Genomic DNA, 12,748 nt, shown 5'->3' with positions numbered 1-12,748 from the left:
GGTCAGCCCAACTTTTCGTTTGGTAGGCAGGCCGGCCCTGTCGCGGCATGCTATTTGACACACTAGAGCAATTACTCTAAAAATCCAGCACCGGTTCTCAACAATAACTAGAGAGGTGTCGTTCATGGTCGCCGACGTAGCTTATCTGCAGCAGGCCCAGCAGCAGATCAACCAGCTCGAAGAGCTGTTCGCCCGCCAACGTGCCGCCTATGGCGACAATCCGATGCCCAGCGCCGCCCAGCGCATCCAGTGGCTCAAATCCCTGCGTGACCTGATCTTCAACGAGCAGGACGCGCTGATCCGCGCCATCAGCCAGGACTTCAGCAACCGCTCGGCGGACGAAACCCTGCTGGCCGAGATCATGCCCAGCCTACACGGCATCCATTACGCCAAGAACCGCGTGCGCCGCTGGATGAAGCCCTCGCGCCGCTCCGTCGGCATGGCCTTCCAGCCGGCCTCCGCCAAGGTCATCTACCAGCCCCTGGGCGTGGTCGGCGTCATCGTCCCCTGGAACTACCCGCTGTTCCTCGCCCTCGGCCCCCTGGTGGGCGCGCTGGCCGCCGGCAACCGGGTGATGGTGAAGATGAGCGAATCCACCCCCGCCACCTCCCAGCTGTTCAAGGAGCTGATGGCGCGCATCTTCCCCGAGGACCTGGTCGCCGTGTGCCTGGGCGAAGCCGATGTCGGCGTCGCCTTCTCCAAGCTGCCCTTCGACCACCTGCTGTTCACCGGCGCCACCAGCATCGGCCGCCATGTGATGCGCGCCGCCGCCGAGAACCTCACCCCGGTGACCCTGGAGCTGGGCGGCAAGTCGCCGGCCATCGTTTCCCAGGACGTGCCCCTGGACCACGCCGCCGAGCGCATCGCCTTCGGCAAGACCATGAACGCCGGGCAGACCTGCGTCGCCCCCGACTACGTGCTGGTGCCCAAGGACCGCGTCGAGGGCTTCGTCGAGGCCTATCGCGCCGCGGTGAAATCCTTCTACCCGCAGCTGCAGAACAACCCGGACTACACCGCGATCATCAACGAGCGCCAGGTGCAGCGCCTCAACGGCTACCTGCAGGACGCCGAAGCCAAGGGCGCGCGCCTGGTCCCGCTGTTCCCCGAAGCCCAGGGCCGGCGCCTGCCGCACACCGTGGTGCTCAACGTGAAGGACGACATGAAGCTGATGCAGGACGAGATCTTCGGCCCGCTGCTGCCCATCGTCCCCTACGAGCGCCTCGACCAGGCCTTCGCCTATATCAACCAGCGCCCCCGCCCGCTGGCGCTCTACTACTTCGGTTACGACAAGCGCGAACAGCAGCGCGTGCTGCACGAAACCCACTCCGGCGGCGTGTGCCTCAACGACACCCTGCTGCACGTGGCCCAGGACGACATGCCCTTCGGCGGCGTCGGCCCCTCGGGCATGGGCCACTACCACGGGCATGAAGGGTTCCTCACCTTCAGCAAGGCCAAGGGCGTGTTCATCAAGCAGCGCTTCAACGCCGCCCGGATGATCTACCCGCCCTACGGCAAATCGATCCAGAAACTGGTCTACAAGCTTTTCGTGCGCTAAAGCCCCCCTAAGGATTAGACGGGTACATAACAACAATGACCGAGACCACCCTGAACGCGCCGGGACTTTCCCGGCGCAGCCTGCTGAAAGTCGGCCTGTTCGGCTCCGCCTTCCTCGCCACGGCCGGCGTCACCGCCACCCTCTCCGGCTGCTCCGCCAGCGTCCCGGCCAACGGCCTGGCGATCCTGCGGGACTCCGACCTGCCCTTCCTGCGCGCCCTGATCCCGGTGATGCTCGATGGCGCGGTCAGTGCCGAACAGATGCCGCAAGCCGTGGCCGGCACCATCCAGAGCCTGGACTACGCCCTGGATCGGCTGTCCCCGGAGATGCTCAAGCTCACCGTGCAGCTCTTCGACGTGCTTGCCCTGCCCATCACCCGGGGGCCGCTCACCGGCGTCTGGGGCAGCTGGGAGAACGCCAGCGCCGAGGACGTGAGCAACTTCCTCCACCGCTGGCAGAACAGCTTCATCGGCCTGCTGAAGATGGGGCACGCCTCCCTGCTGCAGTTGGTGATGATGGCCTGGTACAGCAGGCAGGAAGCCTGGGCGCATTGCGGCTACCCCGGTCCGCCGACCGTCTGACCGCGCGCCCCCACAACGACAAGAAACACCACTCGACCCGGCGCCGGCCATCACCGGCCGCTGTCGGCGAGACCGAGGATTGACTGATGCCCGTACCCGATCTGTTCGCCGAAGGCATGGCCCGCGGCTGGAAAACCCACAATGGCTCGCGACTCGAGCAGGACCTGACCCTGGAGGCCGACGTCGCCATCGTCGGCTCCGGCGCGGGCGGCGGCACCACCGCCGAAATCCTCAGCGCCGCCGGCTACAAGGTGCTGATCATCGAGGAAGGCCCGCTGAAGACCAGCAGCGACTTCAAGATGCAGGAAGCCGAGGCCTACCCCTCGCTCTACCAGGAAGGCATCGGCCGCATGTCCAAGGACGGCGCCGTTACCATCATGCAGGGCCGCGCCGTGGGCGGCACCACCCTGGTGAACTGGACCTCCAGCTTCCGCACCCCCGACCCGACCCTGGAACACTGGGCCAAGGAGCACGGCGTCAAGGGTCACAGCCCGGCCGAGATGGCGCCCTGGTTCGAGAAGATGGAACAGCGCCTCGGCGTCGCGCCCTGGGCCATCCCGCCGAACCCCAACAACGACGTGCTGCGCAGCGGCTGCGAGAAGCTCGGCCTGCACTGGAAGGTCATTCCGCGCAACGTGCGCGGCTGCTGGAACCTCGGCTACTGCGGCATGGGCTGCCCCACCAACGCCAAGCAATCGATGCTGGTCACCACCATCCCTGCCACTCTCGAGAAGGGCGGCGAACTGCTCTACCTCGCCCGCGCCCACCGCCTGCTGATCGACGGCGACAAGGTCACCGGCATCGAATGCCAGGGCATGGACGAGCGCTGCGTGGCGCCCAACGGCCGCACCATCACCGTCAAGGCACGGCACTACGTGCTGGCCGGCGGCGGCATCAACACCCCCGGCCTGCTGCTGCGCTCCGATGCACCCGACCCCCACGGCCGCACCGGCAAGCGCACCTTCCTGCACCTGGTGAACTTCTCAGCCGCGCAGTTCGACCAGGTGATCAACCCCTTCTACGGCGCGCCGCAGTCCATCTACTCCGACCATTACCAATGGGACGACGGCACCACCGGGCGCATGTCCTACAAGCTCGAAGTGCCGCCGCTGCAGCCCGCCCTCACCGCCACCCTGCTCGGCCGCTTCGGCATCGACAACGCCCTGCGCATGGAGCAACTGCCCCACACCAACGTGATGCTCGCCCTGCTGCGCGACGGCTTCCACCCGGACAGCGCCGAAGGCACGGTGGAGCTGCGCGGCGACGGCAGCCCGGTGCTCGACTACCGCATGACCGACTACACCTGGGACGGCGTGCGCCGCGCCTTCCAGGTGATGGCCGAGATCCAGTTCGCCGCCGGGGCCAAGGCCGTGCTGCCGCTGCACGCGGACGCCGGCTACGTGAAAACCGCCGCCGAGGCCCGCACGCTGATCGACGGCCTGTCGCTGGAGCTCTACCGCACCCGCCTCGGCAGCGCCCACGTCATGGGCGGTTGCGCCATGGGCGAGGACCCGAAACAGGCGGTCACCGACAGCCTCGGGCGGCACCATCAGCTGGCCAACCTGTCGATCCACGACGGCTCGCTGTTCCCCACCAGCATCGGCGCCAACCCGCAGCTGTCGGTCTATGGCCTGACCTCGCAGCTTTCCAGCGCACTCGCCGAGCGCCTCAAGAGCGCCTGAGCGAGATAAACCGGCATGCTCCGGCGTCTTGGCCGCTGGAGCATGCTGCGCTACCATCCGATTCCCTTACGGACCCCTGCCAGGACGTAGCGATGAACCGAGTGTTGTATCCGGGTACCTTCGACCCGATCACCAAAGGCCACGGCGATCTGATCGAGCGTGCCTCCCGCCTGTTCGATACCGTGATCATCGCGGTGGCCGCCAGCCCCAAGAAGAACCCCCTGTTCTCCCTGGAGCAACGCGTCGAGCTGGCCCGGGAAGTCACCAAGCACCTGCCCAACGTCGAGGTGGTGGGCTTCTCCACCCTGCTGGCGCACTTCGTCAAGGAGCAGAAGGCCAATGTCTTCCTCCGTGGCCTGCGCGCGGTCTCCGACTTCGAATACGAGTTCCAGCTGGCCAACATGAACCGCCAGCTGGCGCCGGACGTGGAGAGCATGTTCCTCACCCCGTCGGAAAAGTACTCCTTCATCTCCTCCACCCTGGTGCGCGAAATAGCGGCCCTGGGCGGGGACATCACCAAGTTCGTCCACCCCGCCGTGGCCGACGCCCTGGCCGAGCGCTTCAAGCGCTGAGCCCCGCGATACGGCGGTCGGCGCGCGCAAAAGGTGCGCCGATCGCGCCATTCCGGCACAATTCCGCCATTGTCTGCTGAACACCGCTGCCGCACGGCGACGGTAGGAGTTGTTCCATGTCCCTCAAGATCACCGACGACTGCATCAACTGCGACGTCTGCGAACCCGAGTGCCCCAACGGCGCCATCTCCCAGGGCGAAGAGATCTACATCATCGACCCGAACCTGTGCACCGAGTGCGTCGGCCACTACGACGAGCCGCAGTGCCAGCAGGTCTGCCCGGTGGACTGCATCCCCCTGGACGACGCCCGCGTCGAAACCCGCGACCAGCTGATGGACAAGTACCTGAAGCTCACGGGCAAGGCCTGACGCCATGGGCCGCCAGCTCCGTGACACGGCCTGGCGCCCCGCCCTGCTCGCGGCGCTGCTGCTGTTCAGCGTCGCGCTACGGGCGGCGCCTCCCCAGCAGGCTGCGGTAGCCAGCGCCCAGCCCTCGGCCACGGTCGCCGGCCTGGAAACCCTGGCCATGGGCGGCAACGCCTTCGACGCCGCGGTGGCCATCAGCGCCGCCCTGGCGGTGGCCGAGCCCCACGGCTCCGGCCTCGGTGGCGGCGGCTTCTTCCTCCTGCGCAAGGCCGGCGACAAGCAACCCACCTACCTGTTCCTCGACGCCCGCGAGCGCGCGCCCCTGGCCGCCCACCCCGATCTCTACCTGCGTGACGGCAAGGTGCAGCCGCAGCTCTCCATCAACGGCCCGCTGGCCGCTGCGATTCCCGGGCTGCCCGCCGCGCTGGTGGACCTGGCCCAGCACCACGGCCGCCTGCCCCTGGGCGATTCCCTGGCCCCGGCCATCCGCCTGGCCCGCGACGGCATCTCGGTCGACCGCGTGTACATCGAGCGCGCCGGCTTCCGCATCGCCGCCATGCGCGACGACCCCGAGACCGCGCGCATCTTCCTCGACGACAAGGGCGAAGTGCCCGACGAGTTCAGCCTGCTGCGCCAGCCCGACCTGGCGCGCACCCTGGAACGCATCGCCCGCTACGGCAAGGCCGGCTTCTATGCCGGCGAGACCGCCGACAAGCTGGTCAAGGGCGTGCGCGCCGCCGGCGGTATCTGGACCCAGAAGGACCTGGACAGCTACCGGGTGGTGGAACGCCAGCCGCTGCGCTACCCCCTGGCCGATGGCCGCGAGCTGATCGGCGCACCGCCGCCCTCCGCCGGTGGCGTGGCCCTGGCCCAGAGCCTGGCGATGCTGCAGCAGCTGCCCTGGCGCGAGGGCGACAAGCTGCAGCGCACCCACTACGTGGTGGAAGTGCTGCGCCGCGCCTACCGTGACCGCGGCCTGCTGGGCGACCCCGATTTCATCGCCAACCCGGTGAGCCAGTTGCTGGCGCCGGACTACCTGAAGGGCCTGGCCGCCGGCATCGATCCCCAACGTGCCACCCCCAGCGCCAGCCTGCCGCCCGCCCCCGCCTGGCGCGAGGGCGACCACACCACCCATTTCGCGGTGATCGACAAGGACGGCAACGCCGTCGCCGCCACGCTCTCGGTGAACCTGCCCTTCGGCGCCGCTTTCGTCGCCCCGGGCACCGGCGTGCTGCTCAACGACGAGATGGACGACTTCGCCGCCGACACCCACGGCGCCAACGCCTACGGCCTGGCCGGCAGCCAGGCCAACGCGGTGGCCGCCGGCAAGCGCCCGCTGTCGAGCATGAGCCCCACCTTCATCGAAAGCGCCAAGGAATTCACCGCCTTCGGCACCCCGGGTGGCAGCCGCATCCCCAGCATGGTGCTGCTGTCGATCCTCGAATACCTCGATGGCCAGCCCGTGGCCCGCTGGCCGGCGGTGCCGCGCTACCACCACCAGTACCTGCCCGATGTCATCGAGCACGAGCCGAGCACCTTCAGCGACGCCGAGATCGCCGCGCTGCAGGCCCGTGGCTACGCCCTGAAGCGGGTCGAACGCGGCTACGGCAACCAGCAGGTGCTGTTCTGGGACAAGGACGGCGGCCGCATCGAAGCCGCCAGCGACCCGCGCGGCGTGGGCCTGGCCAAGACCCTGCAGGAGCAGCGCTAAGCCTCGCCGAGGCTCAGAGCAGCTCGATCAGCCCCTCGTCCTCGTCTGCCCCTGCCCGCAGCAACCCCTGGCCCTGGCCGATCATCAGCACATTGCGCAGGCTCTGGATGATGCGGCTGGCATAGCCCAGGTCATTCATCAGCGAGCTCATCTGCAGGCCATCCAGCTGGCCGTTGCGCACGGCCGCGAACAGGCGGTTGCGGAAGTCGCCATCGAAGTTCGCCGCCTTCTCGTCCAGCCACTGCAGGTGCTGCGACCAGACTTCATCCGGCAGCTCCGAACGGCTCAGCTCGCGCACCTGGTGCAGGGTCGCCAGCAGATGCCGGCGCAGCTCCACATAGGCATCCCGCGTTGCCGAAGGCCCGCCTTCCAGGTAGTGGCCGAGGTTCTTCTGCAGGTGCTTGGCATCCTTCACCGCATCCACCAGCTGCAGCGCCGCCACCTGGCAGTTGACCCAGAACTGCTGGTGCGCCTCGTCCAGGGTCACCTCCAGCCGGCCCATGAAACTCAGCAGGTCGCCGTACACACCCTTGATATGGCGCTGGTAGAGCGCCTCGGCATTCAGGTGGTGGCGCACCGGCGGCGCCTGCAAGGCGGCCTCGTCGGGGCGGTCCTTGCTCAGCAGGTCCACCGGCAGGAACAGCGCATGGCAGATCACCTCCAGGCTCAGGCGCCCGAGGTGGCGCAGCTCCTGCACCACCGCGCTGGCCGCTGCATCGGCGGAATCCAGGGCGCGCTCGCTGAGGTAGCGCGCACGCACCCGCTCCGGTTCCGCCGGCCCGGCCGCCAGCTCGGTGATCAGCACCTGGGGCTCGCTGCGCTCGGGGAGCCAACGCACCAGCAGGGTCGCCAGGCGACCCTGCCAGGGCCAGAACAGCATCACGCCAAAGGCGTTGAACAGGGTGTGGAACATCGCCAGCTGGATCAGCGGGTTGTCGCCCAGGCCCATCGGCTCCGCCAGGGCATGCACCAGCCAGGTCAGCGGCCCGAGCAGGATGAAAGCGAGCACCCCGGTGACGACGTTGAACAGCACATGGGCCAGGGCCAGGCGCTGGCCGCTGCGGTTACCGCCGAGGGAGCCGACGAAGGCGGTGGTGACGCTGCTGCCGACGTTGGAGCCGATGGCGATCGCCAGGCTCTGGCCCAGTTCCAGCTGGCCGCCGGCCAGGGCCGCAAGGGTCAGCATCAGGGTGGCGTGGCTGGATTGCAGCACCACGGTCACCAGCAGGCCGATGACCGCGAACATCAGGCTGCCGGCCAGCCCGTCGACCTGGTGGCCGCTCATGTCGAAGCCGCCACCGAAGCTGGCGAAGCCATCCTTGATCTGGTCGATGCCGAGGAAGATGAAGGCGATGCCCAGCACGATGCGCCCGGCGGCCTTGCTGCGCGGGCCGACGAAGCCGGCGAGCACGCCGAACACCAGCAGCGGCAGGGCCAGGGGCGAGAGGCTGAGGTTCTGCCCGGCCATGGCCAGCAGCCAGATGCCGCTGGTGGCGCCCAGGTTGGCGCCAAAGAGAATGGCGATGCCGCCGGCCAGCTGGATCAGCCCGGTGCTGATGAAGGCGATGGTGAGCAGGGAAACCAGGGTGCTGGATTGCAGCAGCAGGGTGCCGCACACACCGAACATCAGGCCCTTGAACGGCGTCGCGGTGCTGCGCCCCAGCAACTGCTCCAGCTTGCCGCCGGCCAGGTCACGCAGCCCTTCCTCCAGGCACTGCATGCCGAAGAGGAACAGCGCCAACCCCGCGCAGAGCTGCAGCCAGCCCGCGCTCATCCAGAAGCTCCCGGCCAGCCCGGCCGCCGCCAGCGCCATCAGCGCGAACAATGGAAAGCCTTTCACGTCATCCCCCTTCCCTGGCGGGCGCCAAAAAGGGCGCCCCAAATGCAAACGGCCCCTTGCCCATCACTGGGCAAGAGGCCGTTTCCGGCTCGAGGAGCCGAGAATAGCGCGATCAGTCTTTCTGGTAACCGCTGGTGGTGCAGCCCAGGCAACGCACGAAGGCTTCTTTGCCCGGGTCGACCACCAGGGCCTTGCCGGCGGCGCCGACGTTGCCGCCCAGGGCGCTGAAGGGCAGGCTCACCACGAACAGGCCGGCACCGACGACGGTGGCGCCGATCAGCAGCGGGCGGGCGATCAGCAGGTCACCGACCATGGAGTACGCAGGCGGCGCATCGGCGGTGTACATCGGGTCGCCACTGGTGTTCTGCTGCACAACCTCAGCCTGCGTCGGCAGCGCCATGAGGCCAGAGGTCAGCGCCAAGACAGCAGCGGAAGTGCGGAACAGGTTCATGATGCAATCCTTCGGCTATTAGAGGAGTAATACGGCTAACTATAACAGTGCTCGTGCGCTTTTCAGCGTGACGGCCTTCAATCGCCGTTAAAAGCGTAGTCGGGTTTTTTCGGCTCGTACGGCAGGTAGAACGCCAGCAGCCGGCGCAGGTCGGCCGTGGCATCGCCGGTGGTGTGGAAAGGCTCGCCGATGACGATGCGCCGATTGCGGTAATCCAGCGCCGCCGGCACCACCGGAACGCCCGCCCCCCGGGCGATGTGATAGAAGCCCATCTTCCAGCGCTCCACCCGCTTGCGCGTGCCCTCCGGCGACAGCACCAGGATGAACTCGCGGTTCTCGGCGAAGGCCTGCACGGCCTGCTCCACCTGGTTGAGCTTGAGGTGCCGCTGAATGGGAATGCCGCCCCAGCGCCGCATCAGCCCGGCGAAGGGCCAGCTGAAGATGCTGTGCTTGCCGAACCAGCGGGCATTCAGGCGCAGGATGAACTTGGCGGCGATGAACAGCATGAAATCCCAGTTGGAGGTGTGGTGGGCGCCGATCACCACGAACTTGTCGAGGGGCGGCAGCTGCCCCTCGATGCGCCAGCCAAGCAGTTTGAACACGCCATGGCCGATGGCCTCCGCAACCGCGTTGCGGGGCAGGTAGTTGCCGGACATCCTTCACCTCTTCTTATTGTTCTCGGCAGTGCGGGGAATGCGCCCCGCTAACGCTGGCAGCGCGGGCAGTAGACGCTCGCGCGCTGCCCCAGCTTCACCTCGCGCAGGGTGGAACCACAGGTCTTGCAGAACTCGCCGCCGCGCCCATAGGCGAACAGCTCCTGCTGGAAGTAGCCCGGCTGGCCGTCGCCGCCGACGAAGTCGCGCAGGGTGGTGCCGCCACGCTCGATGGCGTGGGCGAGGATGCGTTTGATCTCCTCGGCGAGCTTCAGGTAGCGCGCCCGCGACACCGTGCCCGCCTCGCGACGCGGGTCGATGCCGGCGGCGAACAGCGCCTCGGTGGCGTAGATGTTGCCCACGCCCACCACCACGGCGTTATCCATGATGAAGGGCTTCACCGCCATGCTGCGCCCACGGGACAGCTGGTACAGGCGCTCGCCGTCGAACAGACCGGTCAGCGGCTCGGGGCCCAGGTTGCGCAGCAGTTCGTGGTTGTGCGGGTCCAGGCTCCAGAGCATGGCACCGAAGCGGCGCGGGTCGGTGTAGCGCAGCGAAAGGCCCGACTCCAGCTCGATATCCACATGCTCGTGCTTGGCCGCCGCCGTCCCCGTTTCCACCAGGCGCAGGTTGCCGGACATCCCCAGGTGGCTGATCAACGTGCCCGCCTCGGCCTGCAACAGCAGGTACTTGGCGCGCCGCTCGACGACCACGAAGCGCTGGCCGGAGAGGCGCACGTCGAGGTCTTCGGGAATCGGCCAGCGCAGGCGGCGCTCACGCACCACCACGCGGTTCACGCGCTGGCCTTCGAGGTAGGGCGCGATGCCCCGCCGCGTGGTTTCAACTTCAGGTAATTCAGGCATGGGTGTCTCGGCGTGAAGCGCTGCGGGCGATCAGTGGGCGCCCAGTTCGCGGATGCTTTCCTTGAGGTTCTCGAAGTCGTACTCCGACAGGCCGACATAGTCGAGCACCAGCGCGCGGATGCTGTTCCACTCGTGGTCGTCGGCCTGGTTGCCCAGCACCAGGTGCGAGGCGCAGACGTGCTCGGCCATCTTCAGGATCGCCAGCAGCGTCTTCAACGGCGCATCACGGCCGGAGTCGTCGCTGAAGATCGACAGCGCGTTGTGGTGGTTGGCGATGGCCTCGCAGAGGTGCTCCGGCAGGCGCCAGGACCGTGCGGTGAAGTAACCCACCACCGCATGGTTGGTGTTGAGCAGGCGGTTCTCGGTGTCGACGATGCGGCGCTCGGCGTTGGCGCTGGCATAGGCTTCCTCCAGCACCGTCATGTAATCGGGGAAGCGCTTGAGCATCAGCGGGATGCCGCAGTTGTGGAACAGCCCCAGCGCATAGGCCTCGTCGGCCTGCTGGTGGCCGATGCGCTTGGCCAGGGTCAGGCAGGTCATGGCCACGTCCTGGGCGGTATCCCAGAAGCGGTTCAGGGTGACGATGGTCTCGTCGGTCATCTCGCCCTTGATCGACTGCGCGTTGATCAGGTTGATCACCGTGTTGCAGCCCAGCAGGTTGACCGCCTGCTGGATCGAGGCGATGCGGTTGGTCAGCCCATAGAAGGGCGAGTTGACGATCTTCAGCAGCGCGCCCGACAGGCCCGGGTCCTGGCTGATGAGCTTGGCGATGGTGCGCAGGTCGGGGCTGGGCATGACCTGCTCCATCTGCAGGTCGACCATGATCTGCGGCTGGGGCGGCACGCTGATGCCCTGGAGGAAATGACGGATCTGTTCTGCGGAGAGTTCTTGGGCCATGACAGCGAGACTGGGGCGGGAAAATAAGGCTGACAGTCTAACCCCAGGCACCGGCGAACTGGCCAGCGTTTTAGCTGAACTTTTGCCTAACGGTCGGCTTGGAAAGCGACCAGTCCGCGACCGCATCGGCGCCGCTGGGCCAGCCCCGGGCAAGGCAGGTGCGGGTGGCACGGAGAACGCCCGCCGGTAGCAGGTTCGGCGGGCGGCTTCGGTTATAATCCCGCTCTTTTTTCCGGAGAGCGACCCATGTCCCTGCCCAGCCTGCGCCTCAAAGCCAATGCCGATCGACGCCTGCGCGCCGGCCACCTGTGGGTCTACAGCAACGAGATCGACGTGGTCGCCACTCCGCTGAACGCCTTCCAGCCCGGCGACCAGGCCATCCTCGAAGCCGCTGGCGGCAAGGCCCTGGGCGTGGTCGCACTGAGCCCGAACAACCTGATCTGCGCACGCCTGGTGTCCCGCGACGTCAAGCACAGCCTCGACAAGTCGCTGCTGGTGCACCGCATCAACGTCGCCCTGAGCCTGCGCGAGCGCCTGTTCGACAAGCCCTACTACCGCCTGGTCTACGGCGACTCCGACCTGCTCCCGGGCCTGGTGGTGGACCGTTTCGGCGACCACATCGTGGTGCAGCTGGCCTCCGCCGCCATGGAGCGCAACAAGGATGCCGTGCTGGAAGCCCTGGTGCAGGTGCTCAAGCCCCGTGGCGTGCTGTGGAAGAACGACTCCGCCGCCCGTGACGCCGAAGGCCTGGAGCGCTACGTGGACACCGCCTTCGGCGTGGTGCCCGAGTGGGTCGCCCTGGAAGAGAACGGCGTGAAGTTCGAAGCCCCGGTGCTGGAAGGCCAGAAGACCGGCTGGTTCTACGACCACCGCATGAACCGCGCGCGCCTGGCGCCCTACGTCAAGGGCAAGCGCGTGCTCGACCTGTTCAGCTACATCGGCGGCTGGGGCGTGCAGGCTGCGGCCTTCGGCGCCAGTGAAGTGTTCTGCGTCGACGCCAGCGGCTTCGCCCTCGACGGCGTCGAGCGCAACGCCACCCTCAACGGCGTGGCCGAGCAGGTCACCTGCGTCGAAGGCGACGTCTTCGAAGCCCTCAAGGAACTGAAAGCCTCCGAAGAGCGCTTCGACGTGGTGGTGGCCGACCCGCCCGCCTTCATCAAGCGCAAGAAGGACCTGAAGAACGGCGAAGCCGCCTATCGCCGCCTCAACGAACAGGCCATGCGCCTGCTCAACAAGGACGGCATCCTGGTCAGCGCCTCCTGCTCCATGCACCTGCCCGAGGACGACCTGCAGAACATCCTGCTCGGCAGCGCCCGCCACCTGGACCGCAACATCCAGCTACTGGAACGCGGCGGCCAGGGTCCGGACCACCCGGTGCACCCGGCGATCCCGGAAACCCGCTACATCAAGAGCATCACCTGCCGCCTGCTGCCCAACAGCTGATCCGACGGCGCCCCGGCCCTGGTGCCGGGGCGCCCGTCATCCGCCTGCCGCAAACCTTTCACCAAAACTTCATCCCCTCCCGCCCCGCTGTCATTCCCCCGCAACTCGGCCACGCTGGTATAGACCACCGCGAGG

At 67.5% G+C, this 12,748-nt stretch carries 12 protein-coding genes; 7 read left to right on the top strand and 5 right to left on the bottom strand.

What is annotated here, in order from left to right:
- The first annotated feature begins 124 nt into the window (after nucleotides 1-124).
- From OEJ36_RS11710 to ggt, 6 genes are all read left to right on the top strand, one after another.
- Nucleotides 125-1,555 carry a coniferyl aldehyde dehydrogenase gene (locus tag OEJ36_RS11710; RefSeq protein WP_263401636.1) on the top strand — a complete coding sequence of 477 codons (1,431 nt, stop codon included), beginning with the start codon at nucleotides 125-127 and terminating at the stop codon, nucleotides 1,553-1,555.
- A gap of 35 nt (nucleotides 1,556-1,590) precedes the next feature.
- Nucleotides 1,591-2,136: a hypothetical protein gene (locus OEJ36_RS11705; RefSeq protein ID WP_021218330.1), complete on the top strand. Its 546-nt coding sequence runs from the start codon at nucleotides 1,591-1,593 to the stop codon at nucleotides 2,134-2,136.
- A gap of 86 nt (nucleotides 2,137-2,222) precedes the next feature.
- Entirely contained in the window at nucleotides 2,223-3,818 is a 1,596-nt protein-coding gene (locus tag OEJ36_RS11700; RefSeq protein ID WP_263401635.1) for a GMC family oxidoreductase, read from the top strand.
- 92 nt (nucleotides 3,819-3,910) lie between these two features.
- The gene (gene coaD, locus OEJ36_RS11695) at nucleotides 3,911-4,390 is read left to right on the top strand and encodes a pantetheine-phosphate adenylyltransferase (protein ID WP_263401634.1); all 480 of its coding nucleotides are present in this window, start codon (nucleotides 3,911-3,913) and stop codon (nucleotides 4,388-4,390) included.
- Nucleotides 4,391-4,506: 116 nt separating this feature from the next.
- Nucleotides 4,507-4,758: a YfhL family 4Fe-4S dicluster ferredoxin gene (locus OEJ36_RS11690; RefSeq protein ID WP_021218327.1), complete on the top strand. Its 252-nt coding sequence runs from the start codon at nucleotides 4,507-4,509 to the stop codon at nucleotides 4,756-4,758.
- A gap of 4 nt (nucleotides 4,759-4,762) precedes the next feature.
- Nucleotides 4,763-6,466 carry a gamma-glutamyltransferase gene (gene ggt / locus OEJ36_RS11685; protein WP_263401633.1) on the top strand — a complete coding sequence of 568 codons (1,704 nt, stop codon included), beginning with the start codon at nucleotides 4,763-4,765 and terminating at the stop codon, nucleotides 6,464-6,466.
- A gap of 13 nt (nucleotides 6,467-6,479) precedes the next feature.
- Here the strand turns inward: ggt and OEJ36_RS11680 are convergent, their stop codons facing one another.
- The 5 genes from OEJ36_RS11680 to OEJ36_RS11660 all read right to left on the bottom strand — a co-directional run bounded on the left by OEJ36_RS11680 (nucleotide 6,480) and on the right by OEJ36_RS11660 (nucleotide 11,116).
- A complete protein-coding gene (locus tag OEJ36_RS11680; RefSeq protein WP_263401728.1) occupies nucleotides 6,480-8,279 on the bottom strand; it encodes a Na/Pi cotransporter family protein in 1,800 nt (599 codons plus the stop codon).
- 139 nt (nucleotides 8,280-8,418) lie between these two features.
- Complete coding sequence (locus OEJ36_RS11675) at nucleotides 8,419-8,757, bottom strand: hypothetical protein (protein ID WP_021218324.1); 339 nt, start codon at nucleotides 8,755-8,757, stop codon at nucleotides 8,419-8,421.
- A 77-nt stretch (nucleotides 8,758-8,834) separates the two neighbouring features.
- Nucleotides 8,835-9,413: a lysophospholipid acyltransferase family protein gene (locus OEJ36_RS11670; protein ID WP_263401632.1), complete on the bottom strand. Its 579-nt coding sequence runs from the start codon at nucleotides 9,411-9,413 to the stop codon at nucleotides 8,835-8,837.
- A 47-nt stretch (nucleotides 9,414-9,460) separates the two neighbouring features.
- Nucleotides 9,461-10,273, bottom strand: coding sequence for a bifunctional DNA-formamidopyrimidine glycosylase/DNA-(apurinic or apyrimidinic site) lyase (gene mutM, locus OEJ36_RS11665; RefSeq protein WP_263401631.1), 813 nt, complete (start codon nucleotides 10,271-10,273; stop codon nucleotides 9,461-9,463).
- A gap of 30 nt (nucleotides 10,274-10,303) precedes the next feature.
- Entirely contained in the window at nucleotides 10,304-11,116 is an 813-nt protein-coding gene (locus tag OEJ36_RS11660) for an HDOD domain-containing protein (protein ID WP_184488566.1), read from the bottom strand.
- 300 nt (nucleotides 11,117-11,416) lie between these two features.
- On the opposite strand from OEJ36_RS11660, the gene OEJ36_RS11655 reads away from it, so the two are divergent.
- Nucleotides 11,417-12,613 (top strand): class I SAM-dependent rRNA methyltransferase, encoded by a 1,197-nt coding sequence (locus OEJ36_RS11655; protein WP_021218320.1) that lies wholly within the window; start codon nucleotides 11,417-11,419, stop codon nucleotides 12,611-12,613.
- Nucleotides 12,614-12,748: the final 135 nt, after the last annotated feature.

This window comes from Pseudomonas sp. PDM13, assembly GCF_025685765.1.
Classification (GTDB): domain Bacteria; phylum Pseudomonadota; class Gammaproteobacteria; order Pseudomonadales; family Pseudomonadaceae; genus Metapseudomonas; species Metapseudomonas solani.
Note: the sequence above shows the minus strand (reverse complement) of the source record. Positions and strands in the feature narration are given on the sequence as shown.

Coding starts and splice junctions, on each gene's coding strand:
- OEJ36_RS11710 (WP_263401636.1), top strand. CDS start 125: ATGGTCGCCGACGTAGCTTATCTGCAGCAGGCCCAGCAGCAGATCAAC.
- OEJ36_RS11705 (WP_021218330.1), top strand. CDS start 1,591: ATGACCGAGACCACCCTGAACGCGCCGGGACTTTCCCGGCGCAGCCTG.
- OEJ36_RS11700 (WP_263401635.1), top strand. CDS start 2,223: ATGCCCGTACCCGATCTGTTCGCCGAAGGCATGGCCCGCGGCTGGAAA.
- coaD (WP_263401634.1), top strand. CDS start 3,911: ATGAACCGAGTGTTGTATCCGGGTACCTTCGACCCGATCACCAAAGGC.
- OEJ36_RS11690 (WP_021218327.1), top strand. CDS start 4,507: ATGTCCCTCAAGATCACCGACGACTGCATCAACTGCGACGTCTGCGAA.
- ggt (WP_263401633.1), top strand. CDS start 4,763: ATGGGCCGCCAGCTCCGTGACACGGCCTGGCGCCCCGCCCTGCTCGCG.
- OEJ36_RS11680 (WP_263401728.1), bottom strand. CDS start 8,279: ATGGCGCTGGCGGCGGCCGGGCTGGCCGGGAGCTTCTGGATGAGCGCG.
- OEJ36_RS11675 (WP_021218324.1), bottom strand. CDS start 8,757: ATGAACCTGTTCCGCACTTCCGCTGCTGTCTTGGCGCTGACCTCTGGC.
- OEJ36_RS11670 (WP_263401632.1), bottom strand. CDS start 9,413: ATGTCCGGCAACTACCTGCCCCGCAACGCGGTTGCGGAGGCCATCGGC.
- mutM (WP_263401631.1), bottom strand. CDS start 10,273: ATGCCTGAATTACCTGAAGTTGAAACCACGCGGCGGGGCATCGCGCCC.
- OEJ36_RS11655 (WP_021218320.1), top strand. CDS start 11,417: ATGTCCCTGCCCAGCCTGCGCCTCAAAGCCAATGCCGATCGACGCCTG.